This is a genomic window from Panacagrimonas sp., assembly GCF_965216805.1.
Classification (GTDB): domain Bacteria; phylum Pseudomonadota; class Gammaproteobacteria; order Nevskiales; family Nevskiaceae; genus Panacagrimonas.
Genome location: NZ_CBDCGN010000003.1, coordinates 1 through 16,628, shown reverse-complemented (window position 1 = coordinate 16,628; position 16,628 = coordinate 1). Strand labels below are relative to the sequence as shown.

The following is a 16,628-nucleotide window of genomic DNA, read 5'->3' as shown; positions in this document are numbered from 1 at the left end:
TCCGTGAGGACTTCGGTCCTCGCCCCGCCCACGATCCCGTGCTCACCAATGCGTCGCCTGTGAAGGCGCGCCGGCCCGGGGAAAGTGATGGCGCTCAAAGTCTTGATTCGAAACGCAGAAGGTGTACGCGAAGTGACCCTCCTGCCCGGCCAGTTGCTCCGGCTGAAGCCGGGTGAAGAACTGATTCTGCCGGCGGGGGTAGAGGTTGCGACCACCGGCGACCTCGTGATCCTGACCGACCCTGCGGGTACCACCTTCCCGGTCGATGTTCCTCCCGGCGCGACCATCGCGTACGACGCTGGCGACCGTACGCCGGCCGCGATGCCGGCCCTGACGCCGTCCGCGGGCGGCGGCATGCCAGCGTCCGAGACCTTCGAGCGGTTCGTCCTCGGGGCCGGTGCGGTCGGCGTGACGCTCCTGCTCCTGGATGACAGCGACTCTTCGGCGGCGCCCGCCAGCGCTCCGGTCTTCGCCAGCCCGGCGACCTTTACGGTGGACGAGAACACGACCGCCGTCGGCACGGTCCAGGCAATGGACGCCGGCAGTCCTGTGATGACCTACTCCATCAGCGGTGGCGCCGACGCGACACGCTTCGCCATCGACCCGAATACCGGCTCGCTCAGCTTTCTTGCCGCGCCGGACTTCGAGAGTCCGACCGCGGCCGGGGCCGACAATGTCTACCGCCTGGAAGTGACCGCCAGCAATGGGCAGAACACCGCCGTGCAGACCCTCACGGTCACGGTCAGCGATCTCGACGACACCCCGCCGGTGGCAAACGACACCCGCCTCGAGCTTGACGAAAACAGCGCCAACGGCACGATCGTCGGCACGGTAACCGCCGAGGACGCCGACGATGTCCTGAGTTACGCCATCACCGGCGGCGATCCCGGCGGCGTGTTTGCGATCGATCCCGACTCCGGTGCCATCACCGTCGCCAACAGCGCCGCGCTGGATTTCGAGACCACATCGAGCTTCGACCTGAGCGTGCAGATCCGCAACGCCGCCGGGCTCTCCGACAGTGCCACCGTCCGCATCGATCTCGGCAACGTCAACGAAGCGCCGGTCCTGCAAGCGCCGTCTGCAGTCCTGATCGTCGAAGGGCCGGAGCAAGACAGCTTCCCGGAGTACGAGCAGCTCCTGCAAGCCAGCGATCCGGAGAACGATGCGCTGACCTATGCGCTGGAGGACGCCGAGACCGGCAGCTTCTCATTCCAAGGACAGGCCTTTGACCAGCGCCTGATCGGTCAGTACGGCAGCGTGTTTTTCGACGGCGATACGGGCCAAGTCGTTTACGCGGTCGACAATCAAGCCGTCAACGCGCTCGGCGCCGACGCGCAGGAGACGTTCCGGTTCAGCGTGACCGATGCCGACGGCCTCAGCGACAGCCAGGACCTCGCGGTGCTTATCAGCGCTGCGAACGACCGGCCGTTGACCGCGGCCGATCGCCTGAGCGCGGTCGAGAACATTCCCATCACCTACGCCGCGTCGCTGCTGCTGGCCAACGATGGCGATGCGGAAGCTCAGGCCTTGTTCATCGACAGCGTAAGCGACGGTGCCGGCGGCACGGTGACGCTCAACCCCGACGGCAGCGTGAGCTTTGCACCGACGCCAGACTTCGCCGGCGAAGCCAGTTTTACCTATATCGCCAGCGACGGTCAGAGCACCAACAGCCTGAGCGCACCCACCACTGTCATCATCGACGTGGCCGGGGTGGACGCTGCGGCCGTCATCGGCATGCCCAGCAACGCCAGCGTCACAGAAGACGTGAATGTCGACAGCAGCGGCAACCTCGTCGCCAGCGGCAGTATCCCCATCAGTGACGATGACGGCGCCACACAGGCCCGCTTCCAGACCAGCGTCACGCCAGTCGGCACGCCGCTGGGTGGCCTGAGTCTGAGCGCCGACGGCAGCTACACCTACCTCGTCTCCAATGCCGCCGCGCAGTTTCTGGGCGCCGACGCCACGGCCACCGATACCTTCACCGTTACTGCCGTGGACGGCACCACGGCCCGCGTGATGTTCACCGTCCGGGGCGCCGACGATGCCCCGGTCGCCGTCGACGACAGCCGTACCGTCAGGGAAGACAGCGGCGCCAACGCCATCAATGTTCTGGCCAACGACACGGATTTCGACGGCGGGCCCAGGCTGATCCAGAGCGTGGTCCAGCCCGCCAATGGCAGCGTCGCCATCACCGGCGGCGGCACCGGCCTGAGCTACACCCCGGACGCCAACTTCAACGGCCAGGACAGCTTCACCTATACCCTCAACGGTGGCTCGCAAGCCACGGTCAGCATCACCGTGAATGCCGTCAACGAACCCCCGGGTCCCGTTGACGACGCCCCGGTCGCCGTTGATGACGCCGCCACCGTCGATGAAGACAGCGGTGCCACCGCGCTCAATGTTCTGGCCAACGATACGGACACTGACGGCGGCCCCAGGCTGATCCAGAGCGTGATCCAGCCCGATAACGGCAGTGTCTCCATCAGCGGTAACGGCACCGGCCTGAGCTACACGCCTGACGTCAATTTCAACGGCGCCGACAGCTTCACCTACACCCTCAACGGCGGTTCGCAAGCCACGGTCAGCGTCACCGTGAACGCTGTCACCGATGCCGCCATCATCGGCACGCCCAGCAATGCCAGCGTCACTGAAGACCTGGATGTTGATGGCAGCGAAAATCTGGTCGCCAGCGGCAGCATTCCCATCAGCGATGCAGACGGCGCCGCGCAAGCGATGTTCCAGACCAGCGTCAGCGCGGTCGGCACGCCACTGGGCAGCCTGAGCCTCAACGCCAATGGCAGCTACACCTACACCGTATCCAACGCCGCTACCCAGCATCTGGGCGTGGGTGCCAATGCAACGGCTACCGACACCTTCACCGTCACCTCAGTGGACGGCACCACTGCCAACGTGACGTTCACCATCACCGGCGTCAACGACGCGCCCGAAGTCGATACCACACGCGATGATCTCGCCTATACCGAGAACGATCCCGCCACTGCCATAGACCCCGATCTCATCATCACTGACGTAGACAGTCCCACGCTGGCCTCTGCCACGGTCCGGCTCGGCTCCGACTACATCAGCGGGGAAGATCTCCTAGCCTTCAACGACACCGACAACATCACCGGCAGCTTCAATACCACCGACGGCACGCTGACGCTCATCGGCGTCGCCAGTATTGCGGATTACGAAGCGGCCCTGCGCAGCGTGACCTACCAGAACACCAGCGACGATCCTACCGACCGACGTCGGGCGAACCTCACTGTCAACGACGGACTCACCGATTCAGACCGCGCCAGCCGCTTCATCGAAATCACCCGCGTCAACGACGCCCCCACAGCTATCGCTCTGAACAATCTCGAGATTGACGAGAACTCGGCAGCCGGCACCGTCGTTGGCACGCTCAGCACTACGGATGTGGATGCGGGCGATACCTTCACCTACACGCTGCTCGACGATGCGAGTGGACGCTTCCAGATCGTCGGCAATCAGGTGCAGGCCACCGGCACCGGTCTGGACTTTGAAACCAACGAACAACACGAAATAGAAGTTCAGGTTACCGATAGTGGCAACGCCACATTCACGCGAACGTTCCAGATCACGGTCAACGACGTCAACGAGAACCTCGCGCCCGTGGTCAGTGACGTGGTGCTGGGACCTTCCATCACCTACACCGCCGACGACGCCGATCCGTTGAGCCTGCGTATACGCAACAACGATACAAACGCGATCACACCGCAAACCGCCACCGGCACGCCGCCTGATTTCACCTACACGCCGGACTCACTGCCCACCACCGAGCTGGCCGGTGTGCTGGAAGTGGTAGATGCCGGCGGCCTGACCGCAGCCATCGCCAACGTCTACGTCGGCACCGGCGCCGACAACACCTTCTCTGCGCTCAACAACCCTGCATTCAATGCCGCATTGCCCGCCGCCCTCTACGGTTTTCTTGAAAATGACAGGCTGACCGGGGGCGACCAGGATGATTACATCGATGCAGGCAGCGATGGTGGCGCCGCCGCCGACATCCTCGTCGGTGGGCTAGGTGACGACACATTTTCTGGTGTCGGATCCAATGACAACATCGACGGTGGTGAAGGCAACGACACGGTGGTGGTAACCACGAGTCAGCAAACGTATTTTCCCAGCACGTTGTCGGGCGTTGAAAACGTAGTCGCAGCGCCGGGCAGTGCCAATATCTCAATCGACCTTGGGCTCCAAAATGAGGACTTCACGGTACTGGGCAATGCCGGCAACAACACACTCACCAGCAGCAACGGTAACGACGTCATTCGCGGAAATGAAGGCAACGACGTATTAAGAATTATCGGCGGTCGCGACACGCTATTTGGCGGCAGTGGCAGTGACACCCTGGTTTTCCTCGGCACAGCTGATTACGACAACAGCCTGATCGACGGTGGCGAGGACACAGACACCCTGCGCATCGAGCGCAGCAATTTCAGCTATCGCCCTCCCAACGAGAATCTGACCGGCGTTGAGTTAGTCACTGTGCTCGACGGGCGCACCAACATCAACCTGGACTTCAGCCTGCAAACCGAAGCCTTGGACATCACCGGTGGCCAGAACACCGATGTACTGATCGGCGGCTCCAACAACGACACCATCCGCGGCGGCAGCGGCGACGATATGCTCGCCGGCGGTCTGGGTGGGGACACGCTCACCGGCGGCACCGGCACCAACCGCTTCAACATTCTCAACACGAGCGAAAGCGCGTTCACCAGCAACACTGCACCGGGCAACGCGGCCGACACCGTTATCGCTTTTCTCGCCACCGACACCATCGACTTCGGCGATGTCATCGGCACCGCAGGCAGCTACAGCGAAACAACCGATGCGGTGGCCGACTTCGCCGCCGCTGTTGCCGCCGCCAACGCTGCGTTCGTCGATGCCGGCGTGCTGTACCACTTCGCCTTCGATGCCACCAACGGCTACCTGTTCTACAACCGCAACGGTGGCGCCAGCCTGACCTCGGGCGATGACGTCGTGGTGCTGCCCGGCATCACCGCTGCCAACTTCAGTCAGGTCAATATCTTTGGCACGGCACCGCCCAACACCGTCGCACCGGTATTCCAGAGTCCGACCACTTTCGATCTGAACGAGGGACTCACCAGCGTCGGCACGGTGAACGCCACCGACGCCGACGGCCCGATGGTGAGTTACGCGATCACCAGCGGCACCGATGCGGCACTGTTCGACATCAACAGCAGCACCGGCGCTCTGGAGTTCATCGACGCACCAGATTTCGAAATGCCGGTCGGCGGCGACAACACCTACAACCTCACCGTCACCGCCAGCGACGGCACCAACAGCACGCCGCAGCCCATCACCGTCACCGTCAACAACATCGACGACAACAACCCGGTCGCCAACGACGACAGCGGCAGCACCGGCGAGAACACGACGCTCAACGTCGCCGCCAACGGCGTTCTGGCCAACGATACCGATGCCGACGGCACACTCACGCCGCTGACCATCACCGCCGTCAACGGCAATGCCGCCAATGTGGGCCAGCAGATCACGCTCGCCAGCGGCGCCACGCTGATGCTCAGCGACACCGGCGCCTATACCTACAACCCTGGAATGGTCTTCGACTATCTGGCCCAAGGCACCAGTACCACCGACACATTCACCTACACCCTCAGCGACGGCAGCGGGCCTACTGACGATGCCACCGTCACCGTCACCATCACCGGCAGCAATGACAACCCCGTGGTTAGTCTGCTGACACCTCAGGCCACCGTCACGCAAACGGACGATTTAGCGATACTGGCCACTGGCATCGTCGAACTCGAATCCACTCTGGAAGTATCCGGCCTGCCGTTCACCGCCATCACCGACCTGAATCTGGACCTCGATCTGCTGCACACCGATATCAGGGATCTGGTCATCACCCTGATCGCGCCGGATGGCACCAGTGCTCTGTTGTTCGACAGACTTGACTCCCTAACGCCCCAACCTAATGACAACCTGGACGTTCTGCTGGACGACGAAGCTGGGATACCCATCCACAGCATCCCAGGTTCACCCATCACAACGCCGGGCAATTACACACCTTTAAATCCGCTGTCGGTGTTTGACGGGCGCGATCCCAATGGCACCTGGACGCTCCGTATTGAAGATACTGAACCGCCCCGGTTTTCCCGGAGGCTCGTTGTTGTGAGTCACGCCGCGAGGGCGAGACTCGGGATTTGTGAATAGTAGGCAGCTTCTGCTTCGGCGGGTGGGATGTTGCCAAGCGGTTCCATCAGTCGGCGATTGTTGTACCAGTCCACCCACTGCAGCGTGGCCCACTCGACGTCTTCGCGGCGTTGCCAGGAAGGCCGCCGGTGAATCACCTCGGCCTTGTACAAGCCGTTGATGGTCTCGGCCAGCGCGTTGTCGTAGGAATCGCCCACACTGCCCACGGAAGGTTCGAGACCCGCGTCGGCAAGACGCTCGGTGTAGCGGATCGACACGTACTGGACACCTCTGTCGCTGTGATGCACCAGCCGATCCGGGCCGACCGGTTTGCGCTCATGCAGCGCCTGCTCCAGCGCGTCGAGCACCAGGTCGGTCCGCGCCGAGGACGAAGCCCGCCAGCCGACGATGCGCCGGGCGAAGACGTCGATGACGAAGGCGACGTAGACGAAGCCCTGCCAGGTCGACACGTAGGTGAAGTCCGAGACCCACAGCTTGTTCGGCCGATCCGCCTTGAAGTGACGACGGACATGATCCAGCGGGCAAGGTGCGTTGGCATCACTCACCGTCGTGCGCACCGACTTGCCGCGGATGACGCCACGCAAGCCCAGGCGCTTCATCAGGCGCGCCACCGTGCAGCGGGCCAGATCAAAGCCTTCGCGCCGCAGTTGCCGCCACACCTTGCGCACGCCGTAGACCTGGAAGTTTTCGTTCCAGACCCGTTCGATCTCCGGCACCAGCGCTCGATCTCGCTGGTCCCTCGTAGAACGGCGCTGTGGGTCTGCCTCGCGAGCCGCGTGGGCGTAGTACGTCGACGGGGCAATCGGCAGCACCTTGCAGATCGGCTCGACCCCGTGGACCGAGCGATGCTCGTCGATGAACGCCTTCATCGTTTGAACGGGCGGTCGAGCTCCGCCTGCGCAAAATACGCCGATGCCTTGCGCAAAATCTCATTGGCCTGGCGCAGTTCACGGACCTCGCGCTCCAGCGCCTTGATCCGCTCGCCCTCGGCCGTGGTCAGGCCGGGCCGCACGCCGGCGTCACGCTCGCCCTGGCGCACCCAGCGCCGCAGCGTCTCGGCCGTACAACCAATCTTGGCGGCAATCGATTCGATCGCCGCCCACTGCGAGGTGTGCTGCGCCGCGTGCTCCGCCACCATCCGGACCGCGCGCTCCTGCACTTCCGGGGAATACTTCGATGCTCTGGTCATGGCTCCATTCTCTCAAGTGAGGGAGCCTCCGAGATTCCCGGGGCGGTTCATACTTTATCATTCGACGGTGGCGCCCTGACCAACTGGTCCCTGATCTTCAACAGTTTCGCATTTGGTGCCACTGAGGACGCCGCCGCGACGCTGACAACCGAACCCTTCACCGTCTACTTCGATGACCCTGATCTGGCCGATACCCATACCGCCAGCTTTGCCCCCGACGCCGACAACCCCTTGGGCGGCACCCTGGAGGTCCTCGACCTGATACCGCCAAGCGATGCGGCGCTCGGCTCGGTCACGTACACCTACACGCTCGACAACAGCAACCTCGCCGTGCAGGCCCTGGGTCAGGGTCAGATCGCTACGGAATACTTCGACCTCACCGTCACCGACAACCACAGCGGCGTCAGCAATACCGAGCGGGTGACGGTGAACGTGAGGGGAGTCAACGATGCGCCGATCGTCACCACGGCCACCGTCGGCGCTCTCGGCTACACCGAGAACGACCCCGCCACCGTCATCGACCCGGGCCTCTCGCTCAGCGATGTCGACAGCCCCAACCTGATCCAGGCCGTCGTCCGTATCAGCAGCGGTTACGTCAATGGTCAGGATCTGCTGGCCTTTACCAACACCGCCAATATCAGCGGCAGCTTTAGCGCCGTCCAAGGAAGGCTCCTGCTGACGGGCAGCGCCAGCGTGGCCGAATACGAAGCCGCACTGCGCAGCGTCACCTACCGGAACGCCAGCGACAGCCCCAACACCACGGATCGCACGGTGAGCTTCAACGTCTTTGACGGGGTGGATTTTTCAAACATCGTCGATCGCACGATCGACCTCACCGAGCTCAATGCTGCGCCCGTGGTCAGCAACGTGGTGCTGGGGCCTTCCATCACCTACACCGCGGAGGACGTCGATACGCTGAGCCTGCGCATACGCAACAACGAGACAGACGCGGTCACCACGCAAACCGCAACCGGCACTGCGCCCAATTTCACCTACACGCCCACGGAACAGCCCACCACCGAGCTGGCCGGTGTGCTGGAGGTGGTGGATACCGGCGACCTGACTGCGCCCATTGCCAACGTCTATGTCGGCACAGGCGCCGCCAACACGTTCTCTGCGCTCAACAACCCTGCGTTCAATGCCGCATTACCCGCCGCCCTCTACGGTTTTGGCGGCAATGACAACCTGACCGGTGGCGACCTGGACGACTACTTCGAAGGCGGTAGCGACGCCGACACGCTCATCGGCGGGCTGGGCAATGACCGCTTTGTCGGTGTGGAAACCAATGACAGCATCGACGGTGGCAATGGCAACGACACGGTGGTGGTCAGCGCCATTGCCGTTAATTACATCCCCTCTGACAACAGATTATTGGGCGTGGAAACCGTGGCGGCCGCGCCAGGGACTGCCAACGCCGATATCAGTCTTGCCCAACAAAGCGAAGGGTTCACGGTGCTGGGCAATGCCGGGAACAATGTACTCGCCGGCGGCTTTGGAGACGATGTCATTCGCGGAAATGAAGGCGACGACGAACTCATCATTTTCAATGGTCGCGACAACTTGTTTGGCGGTATCGGCAATGACAGCTTGGTGTTCAGCAACCCAAGTGGCGCCGCTGATTACGACAGCAACCAAGTTGACGGCGGTGAAGGCACAGACACCCTTCGAATGAACTCCGGCTTCATCAGCTACCGACCGTCCAACGACAATCTCACCGGCGTTGAGTTGGTCACCGTGGGCAACGGGCCCACCGACATCAACCTGGACTTCAGCCTGCAAACCGAAGCCCTGGACATCACCGGTGGCCAGAACGCCGACGTGCTGATCGGCGGCTCCAACAACGACACCATCCGCGGTGGCAGCGGCAACGACACCATCGACGGCAGCACCGGCAACGACACCATCGACGGCAGCACCGGCAACGACGTTCTGTTCGGCGGCAGCGGCGACGACACTGTCAGCACCTATAACCTCGCCACTGACGGCAGCGATCAAATTGATCTGGGCACCGAGACTTCCAGCAGCATCCTCCCAGAAATCATCACCAACAACAGGATCAGAAGCGGCAATGACGTGGTCAACGTCAGCAGCACGGACGCCACGCAGATTCGCGTCACCCTCACCAGCGCCAATGCGGGCGACGGCACCGGCACCGGCACCACTGCAGACGGCGCCTTGACCGGCGCAAATGCCAACACGCGCAACACCGTCAGCCTGCAAGCCGAAACCGGCAGCACCGATAACCCCGCAGGCAACGTGGGGTATGCCGACGATGAAGGCATCAGCTTCATCGCGCCCACAGGCACCACCTTCGACGTGCGCGACGCCATCAGCGGCATCGCGCGCGGCGATCATTTCACCCAGGTGTTCCTCGGCACCAGTGGCGTGGACAGTTTCGACTTCAGCTCCGGTGGCGGCTCCATCGTGGGCAGTGACTACTACGTCAACACCGGCGACGGCAACGACAACGTGGTTGGCACCTCGGGCAATGACTTCATCGTCGGTGGTAGCGGTGATGACGTCCTTGCCGGCGGCCTCATCGCTTCCAACGACGGCATCGATAGCTTCCTCGGCGGCGCGGGCAACGACACCATCCGGGGCGACAGCGCCGACGCGCTGATTGATGGCGGCGATGGCAGCGATACGCTGGAAGCCCGCACCAACTACAGCCAGGCCAACGACGCCGCACTGGTCGGTGTGGAAACCGTCGAAGCCACAGGCTCCGCTGGAGGCGACATCCCAACTCCAGGCGGCATCCCAAATCCCACCTTTAATGATACGGCCGTCATCAACCTCACCGGCCAGACCGAGGCCTTCACCATCAACGGCAACTCCGCTGCCAACCAGCTCACTGGCGGCAGCGGCAGCGACACCATCAACGGCGACACCGGCGACGACACCCTCAGCGGCGGCGCAGGCGGTGACAGCCTCGATGGCGGCACCGGAACCAACCGCTTCAACATCCTCAACGCGAACGAAAGCGCGTTTACCAGCAACAGCGCGCCGGGCGCTGGCGCCGACACCATCACCGGCTTCCTGGTGGCCACGGACACCATCGACTTCGGCGGTGTCATCGGCAGCGCGATCAACTACACCGAGACCACCATCGCTGTCGCCAACTTTGCGGCCGCCGCTGTGGCCGCCGACGCCGCGTTCGACAACAGCAGCGTGCTCTATCACTTCGCCTTCGATAACACCAACGGCTACCTGTTCAACAACCGCAACGGTGGCACCGACCTGACCGCGGGCGACGACGTGGTGGTGCTGTCCGGGATCACCGCCGGGAACTTCAGCGAAGCCAACATCTTTGGCACGGCGCCGGTCAACGTCGATGCGCCGGTATTCCAGAGTCCGGAGAGCTTTAGCATCAACGAGAACCTCACCAGCGTCGGCACGGTGAACGCAACCGATGCCGACGGCCCCAGCGTCACCTACACCATCACCAGCGGCACCGACGCGGCGCGGTTCACGCTCAACCCTACCTCCGGCGCACTGGCGTTCAATACCGCGCCAGACTTTGAAATGCCGGTGGGCGGGGACAACACCTACAACCTCACCGTTACCGCCACCGACGGCCTGAACGACACCGAGCAAGACATCACCGTCACCGTCAACAACCTCAATGACAACTCGCCGGTCGCGAATCCCGACAGCTACAGTGTGCTCGAAGGCCTTTCGCTCATAGTCCCGCCGCTGACAGGTGTCCTGAGCAATGACACCGATGCCGACGGCGACGACTTGCAGGCGGAACTGGTCTCGGGCACCGCCAACGGTTCGCTGACGTTGAATGCCGATGGTTCTTTCGCCTACTTACCGAATCCCGACTTCAACGGCACCGACAGCTTCCAATATCGCACCACGGACGGAACCTTCGATTCCGCGACGGTCACCGTGACGCTCACCGTCACGCCGGTCAACGACGCGCCCAGCGGCACGAATACCACGCTCACGCTCGACGAAGACACCACCCGCGCCTTCACCGCCGCGGACTTCGGTTTCTTTGAGCTCCGCGACTTTCCCGCAGCCAACAGCTTGCAGGCCGTGATCCTCACCACGCTGCCCGCTGCCGGAACCTTGTTGCTGTCAGGCGGGGCGGTCACCATAGGTCAATCGATTGCGGCCGCCGACATCCCCAACCTCACCTACACCCCGGCGCTCAACGCCAATGGCGTGGGCTATGCGAGCTTCACCTTTCAGGTCGTGGACGACGGCGGCACTGCCAACGGCGGCCAGAACACCGACCAGACTCCGGATACGCTCACGTTCAACGTCACGCCGGTCAACGACGCGCCGGACGCGGTCATCGCGGAGGATGGCTACACCGCCATCGAGCAGACCGCGCTCGATCTCAAGGGCACCGGCCTGAGTGTCAGCGATGTGGATGCCGGCAACGGCCTGCTCAGCGTCACGCTGAACCTCTCGGAGAATGTGGGCGGGCCGGTGGGCACGCTCACCGCCACCGCCGGCAACAGCGGCATCACCAATCTGACCGGCAGCGGCACCAGCACCCTGAGCTTCAGCGGCACCCTGGCCCAGATCAACAGCTTCCTGGGCAGCGGCGGCACCAGCACGCTCAGCTACATCAACAGCAGTGACATCCCGCCGTCGCTGATCACGCTCTCGCTCAGCGTCAATGACAACGGCAACACCGGCGGCGGCGCCTTGATGGACTCGGCCTCCACCGACATCTTCATCGGCTTCGTCGACGACGCGCCGGTTATCATCAGCAATAACGGCGATCCGCTGAGCCTGCTGGTGGCGGAGAACACGTCCACGGCCACGGTCGTCACCACGGTCACCTCGACGGACGTGGACACGCCCCTCAACGGGCTGACCTATAGCCTGATGGGCACGGACGCGGACGACTTCACGATCAACAGCAGCGGCGAGATCCGCTTTGCCGCTACTCCGGACTTCGAGGCGCCGGCGGACGCGGACACCAACAACGTCTACAGCTTCTCCGTGCGCGTCTACGACGGCACCGAAGAGGACACGCAGGCCGTCACGGTGACGGTGACGGATGTCGAAGAAGCCATCAGCGTCATTCCCTTGTCCAGCCTCAACGGCAGCAACGGCTTTCGGCTGGAGGGCGTGGCCAATGGCGACCTGAGCGGCTTCGCGGTATCTGACGCGGGCGATGTCAATGGCGATGGCTTTGACGATGTGATCGTTGGCGCGAGTTTTGGCGACGGGTCGGTGGCCAATTCTGGCGCGGGTTATGTGGTGTTTGGCTCGGCCTCCGCAATCGGAACGAATGGCAACCTGTTGCTGAGCACACTCGCCGGTAGCAATGGCGTCAAGCTCGGCGGAGTTTCCGCAAATGGTAGTGCCGGTCGATCCGTATCTTCGGCCGGCGACTTCAATGGCGACGGCTACGCCGATGTAATCATTGGCGCGCCCTTGGTGGGTGCAGGTGCGGGCGAGAGCTTCCTGGTATTCGGTAACGCGCAGGTTGGCAGCGGCGGAACCCTTGCGCTCAGCGCGCTGGACGGCATTAACGGTGTTCGTTTCAGCGCGGGGTCTGCATATTCTACTTTCGGCCTATCGGTTTCGAGTGCGGGCGATATCAACGGCGATGGCCTGGCCGATCTGATCGTCGGGGCTCCTGGAACAAACGCAGCCACCGGCGCCGCATATGTGGTCTACGGCACCACCGCGGCCATTGAAGGCGGCAGCTTCAATGTCGGGTCACTTGATGGCAGTAACGGCATCCGCTTGGACGGCCCCACTACGAACAGCGCAGTGGGTAATTCCGTCGCATCCGCTGGGGATTTCAACCGAGATGGCTATGATGATTTGATCGTTCACGCACCAACTACTGCGGGCGGCGCGTTTGTGGTCTTTGGTGGTGCCGCGTCCGTCGCGGGTGGTAGCCTGAATCTGGCTAGCCTCGTCGGTGGCGACGGCACGCGTGGCTTCCGGATCAGCGACACCGCAGGGAATTTTTCCGGGGCGTCGGTGCATGGCGCCGGTGACGTCAACGGCGATGGTTTCGATGACGTGATCGTATTTGGTGACAGCGACACGGCCTACGTTGTCTTCGGCGGCGCCGCACCCTTGGCGGGCGGCAATCTCAGTTCCTCCAGCCTTAATGGCAGCAACGGCTTTCAACTGACCGGGGTCGATAATTCGAGCTTTTCCTTCGGCGCAACGGCCACGGCCGGTGATGTCAATGGCGATGGCTTTGACGATCTGATCCTCGGCGCCACCACTGCTGGACCCGGCTACGAGGGCGCTGCCTTTGTGCTGTTTGGTGGCAGCAACGTCGGTGCGGGCGGAAGTATCAGTGTCAACGCCATCAACGGCAGCAACGGCTTTCGCATCAGCGGCAGCACCGCGGGTGAGCGTATCGGTGGCGCGGTGTCCGGCGCCGGTGATCTCAATGGTGATGGCTTTGATGATCTGATTGTGGGCGCGTCCGCTGCCGATCCCGGCGGCAGAACCGATGCCGGCAGCAGCTACGTGATCTACGGCTTCGCCACACCCGCGGGTGGGTTTGATGTGGTGGGGACCGATGGACCGGACGACATTACCCTCATTGCCGGTCAAAACAGTGCGGATGGTCGCGGTGGCAATGACATCATCGGCGCGGCCACCCAACCCGCCTCCACGATTGTCGGCGGCGCTGGCAACGATGGGCTTTTCAGCGGCGGGCTCGACGACGTGCTGATTGGCGGTCGGGGCGTCGACCAACTGGTTGGCCTCGGTGGAAACGATGTCTTGATTGGCGGTTCGGGCAGCGATACGTTCCAACACGATGCTAACGATACCCGGCGTGTAGACGGCGGCTCCGGCCTTGACACCTTACAGATTGAGGGCGACAGCAGCCTCAATCTCACCGAACGCAATGGCTTCGACGCGCCGGGGCTGACCACCGGCAGCCCCTTCTCCAATCTTGAGGTTGTGGACCTTGGCAGCATCGGCGGCAGTGCGACCTTGACCTTGAACGCGGCCGATCTGTTTCGCTTCACCGGCGCGTTCACCGACAACGCGGGGAACCGTCAGGCGAACCTGCTGCGAGTGGACGGTGGAGCCGGCGACGCGGTGGTGACGTCGGCCGGAATCTGGACCAACGAGGGTGCTGCGACTATCGGCGCCAATCTCCAGAGCGGGGGCAACTACACGCTGTACTCGGACGGCGAAGCCCGCCTGCTGGTGCGCAACGGCATCGACGTCAGCGGCATCAACGTGGCCCCGCCGCCGCCGGCGTTTGTAGAGAACATCAACCTGGCCGATCTCGACGGCAGCAATGGGTATCGGCTGCTGGGCGAGGCCACTTTTACAGAAACGGGTCATTCTGTTTCCGGTGCGGGGGACGTCAACGGCGATGGCTTTGACGACGTGATCATCGGTGCTCGCTACGGTGATTCGAATGGCGTCAACTCGGGGACCAGCTATGTGATTTATGGCGCTGCCGGTGGCATGTCCGCGAGTCAGGGATTGGGCGGTAGCGGCGTCCGGATCGCGGGCCCCGCCGCCGATGCCGGGGCCGGCTGGTCCGTATCCGGTGCGGGCGATGTCAACAACGATGGATTCGCGGATGTGGTCATCGGGGCGCCGTTCACGAATCTGACGAACCCTGCCAACGCATTCGGAGGGAGTTTTGTCGTCTTTGGCGGCTCGGCGCTGCCCGCCGATATCAGTCTCAACGGATTGACCGGCAGCAACGGTTTCCGGGTCACGGCGCCAAGCGGGAGCTTCCCGGGGCGTTCGGTTTCGGATGCGGGCGATGTCAATGGTGACGGCTATGCAGATGTGGTGATCGGCGCAGAACGGTTTGCCGCCAATGGCCTGAGCGGCTCAGGAAGCGCGTTCGTCGTGTACGGACGGCCGGGCGCCTTCGCTGCCGACATCAATCTGACGACGATGAACGCTGCTTCGGGATTCCAGATTGCCGGGGAGTTGGAAAACGATCAGATCGGTCGGGCGGTATCGTCGATTGGTGACTTCAACGGCGATGGATTCGATGATCTGATCATTGCGAATTATCAGCTCTCGCGCGGGGTAACGGCTCAGATCGGTGGCAACTATGTGGTGTTTGGAGGCAGCGGCCTGGGTTCAGGTGTCAATCTTTCAAATTTGAATGGCAGTAACGGGTTCCGGATTTTCGGGACGACCCAATCTGAAAACCTGGGCTGGTCCGTATCCTCTGCTGGTGATCTCAATGGCGATGGCTTGGCGGATCTCATCGTCGGGCAGGGATTCAACGGGACGGATCTAAGCTACGTCGTGTTCGGCCGTTCTGGTGCAGGCCCAGCAACTCTGGACCTCAGCACCTTGAATGGCGGCAATGGATTCGTGCTGTCGTCCTCTGCAACTACAGGCCCATTCGATGTCTCCGGAGCAGGCGATTTCAATGGCGACGGCTATGACGATCTGATCCTGATCCCGGCGGGCACCTTCGGGCCCTCCCCCCCGCGTCAGAATAGTTGCCGCCTTGATAGGACCATCCCTGGGGGCGTCAATGAAGGTAGAACGTGGCTCGATACGGACAAGGATTCAAGGACCGCGCGGTAGCGCGGCTGTTGCCGCCTGAAAGCGCGGCGGTGGAAGACGTGGCGTTAGCAGTGGGAGTGGGTGCCCAGACCTTGCAGCGTTGGCGAGAGCAGACGCAGTCCGGGCCGGTGAAGGCTCGGACGTGGACCGCGGGATCGCGTCTGGAGGCGGTGATTGCAACAGCACCGATGGCCGAAGCGGATCGGAGTGTGTGGTGCCGGGAACAGGGTGTATTTCCGACGGAGTTGGAGAAGTGGCGGGCCAGCGCAACGGCCGCACTGGCGGAACCCGAAGAAGCCCGTGCCAGTCCGCAGGCGACGCGACAGGACCGCAAGCGCATCAAGGAGCTGGAGCGCGACCTGCTGCGCAAGGACCGGGCGCTGGCGGAGACGGCGGCTCTGCTGGTCCTTTCAAAAAAACTCGCGGCGATCTTCAACAAGGCAGAGGACGAATGATCGACCTCGAAGATCGCCAACGCCTGGCCCACAACATTCAAATCGCCCAGGGTGCCGGTGCCCGGCTGCACGCCGCGTGCGACACCGCGGGCATCGACACCCGCACCCTGCAGCGCTGGAGAGCGTGCGGGGGGCTCGTGGACGGCGATGGAAGGCCCCAGGCCGTCCGACCCACACCGGCGCATGCCCTGAGCCTGGCCGAGCGTGCCGAGCTCTTGCGCGTGGCTAATGAGCCGCGCTTTGAGGCCGTGCCGCCAGCGCGCATC

General features: G+C 63.1%; 3 protein-coding genes, 1 pseudogene and 1 other annotated feature. Of the genes and pseudogenes, 3 read left to right on the top strand and 1 reads right to left on the bottom strand.

Annotated features, from left to right (window positions below):
- The first annotated feature begins 132 nt into the window (after window positions 1-132).
- A complete protein-coding gene (locus ACOOHP_RS13400) occupies window positions 133-6,222 on the top strand; it encodes an Ig-like domain-containing protein (RefSeq protein WP_420466996.1) in 6,090 nt (2,029 codons plus the stop codon).
- Here the strand turns inward: ACOOHP_RS13400 and ACOOHP_RS13395 are convergent.
- Window positions 6,186-7,411 (bottom strand): IS3 family transposase gene (locus ACOOHP_RS13395; RefSeq protein ID WP_420466000.1). Its coding sequence is split into 2 segments (ribosomal slippage): window positions 6,186-7,126 and window positions 7,126-7,411, totalling 1,227 coding nucleotides; the frame shifts between segments, so codons are not numbered across the junction. The two genes, ACOOHP_RS13400 and ACOOHP_RS13395, sit on opposite strands and share 37 nt — an antisense overlap.
- Window positions 7,017-7,133 (bottom strand) — a sequence feature (AL1L pseudoknot). Its footprint overlaps the gene before it by 117 nt.
- A 231-nt stretch (window positions 7,412-7,642) precedes the next feature.
- Here ACOOHP_RS13395 and ACOOHP_RS13390 point away from each other — a divergent pair.
- Both ACOOHP_RS13390 and ACOOHP_RS13385 read left to right on the top strand, forming a co-directional pair.
- Window positions 7,643-15,928 (top strand): tandem-95 repeat protein, encoded by an 8,286-nt coding sequence (locus tag ACOOHP_RS13390; RefSeq protein ID WP_420468710.1) that lies wholly within the window; start codon window positions 7,643-7,645, stop codon window positions 15,926-15,928.
- Window positions 15,889-16,628: pseudogene (locus ACOOHP_RS13385) on the top strand (IS3 family transposase); the annotation flags it as partial. The gene ACOOHP_RS13390 and the pseudogene ACOOHP_RS13385, both read left to right, overlap by 40 nt.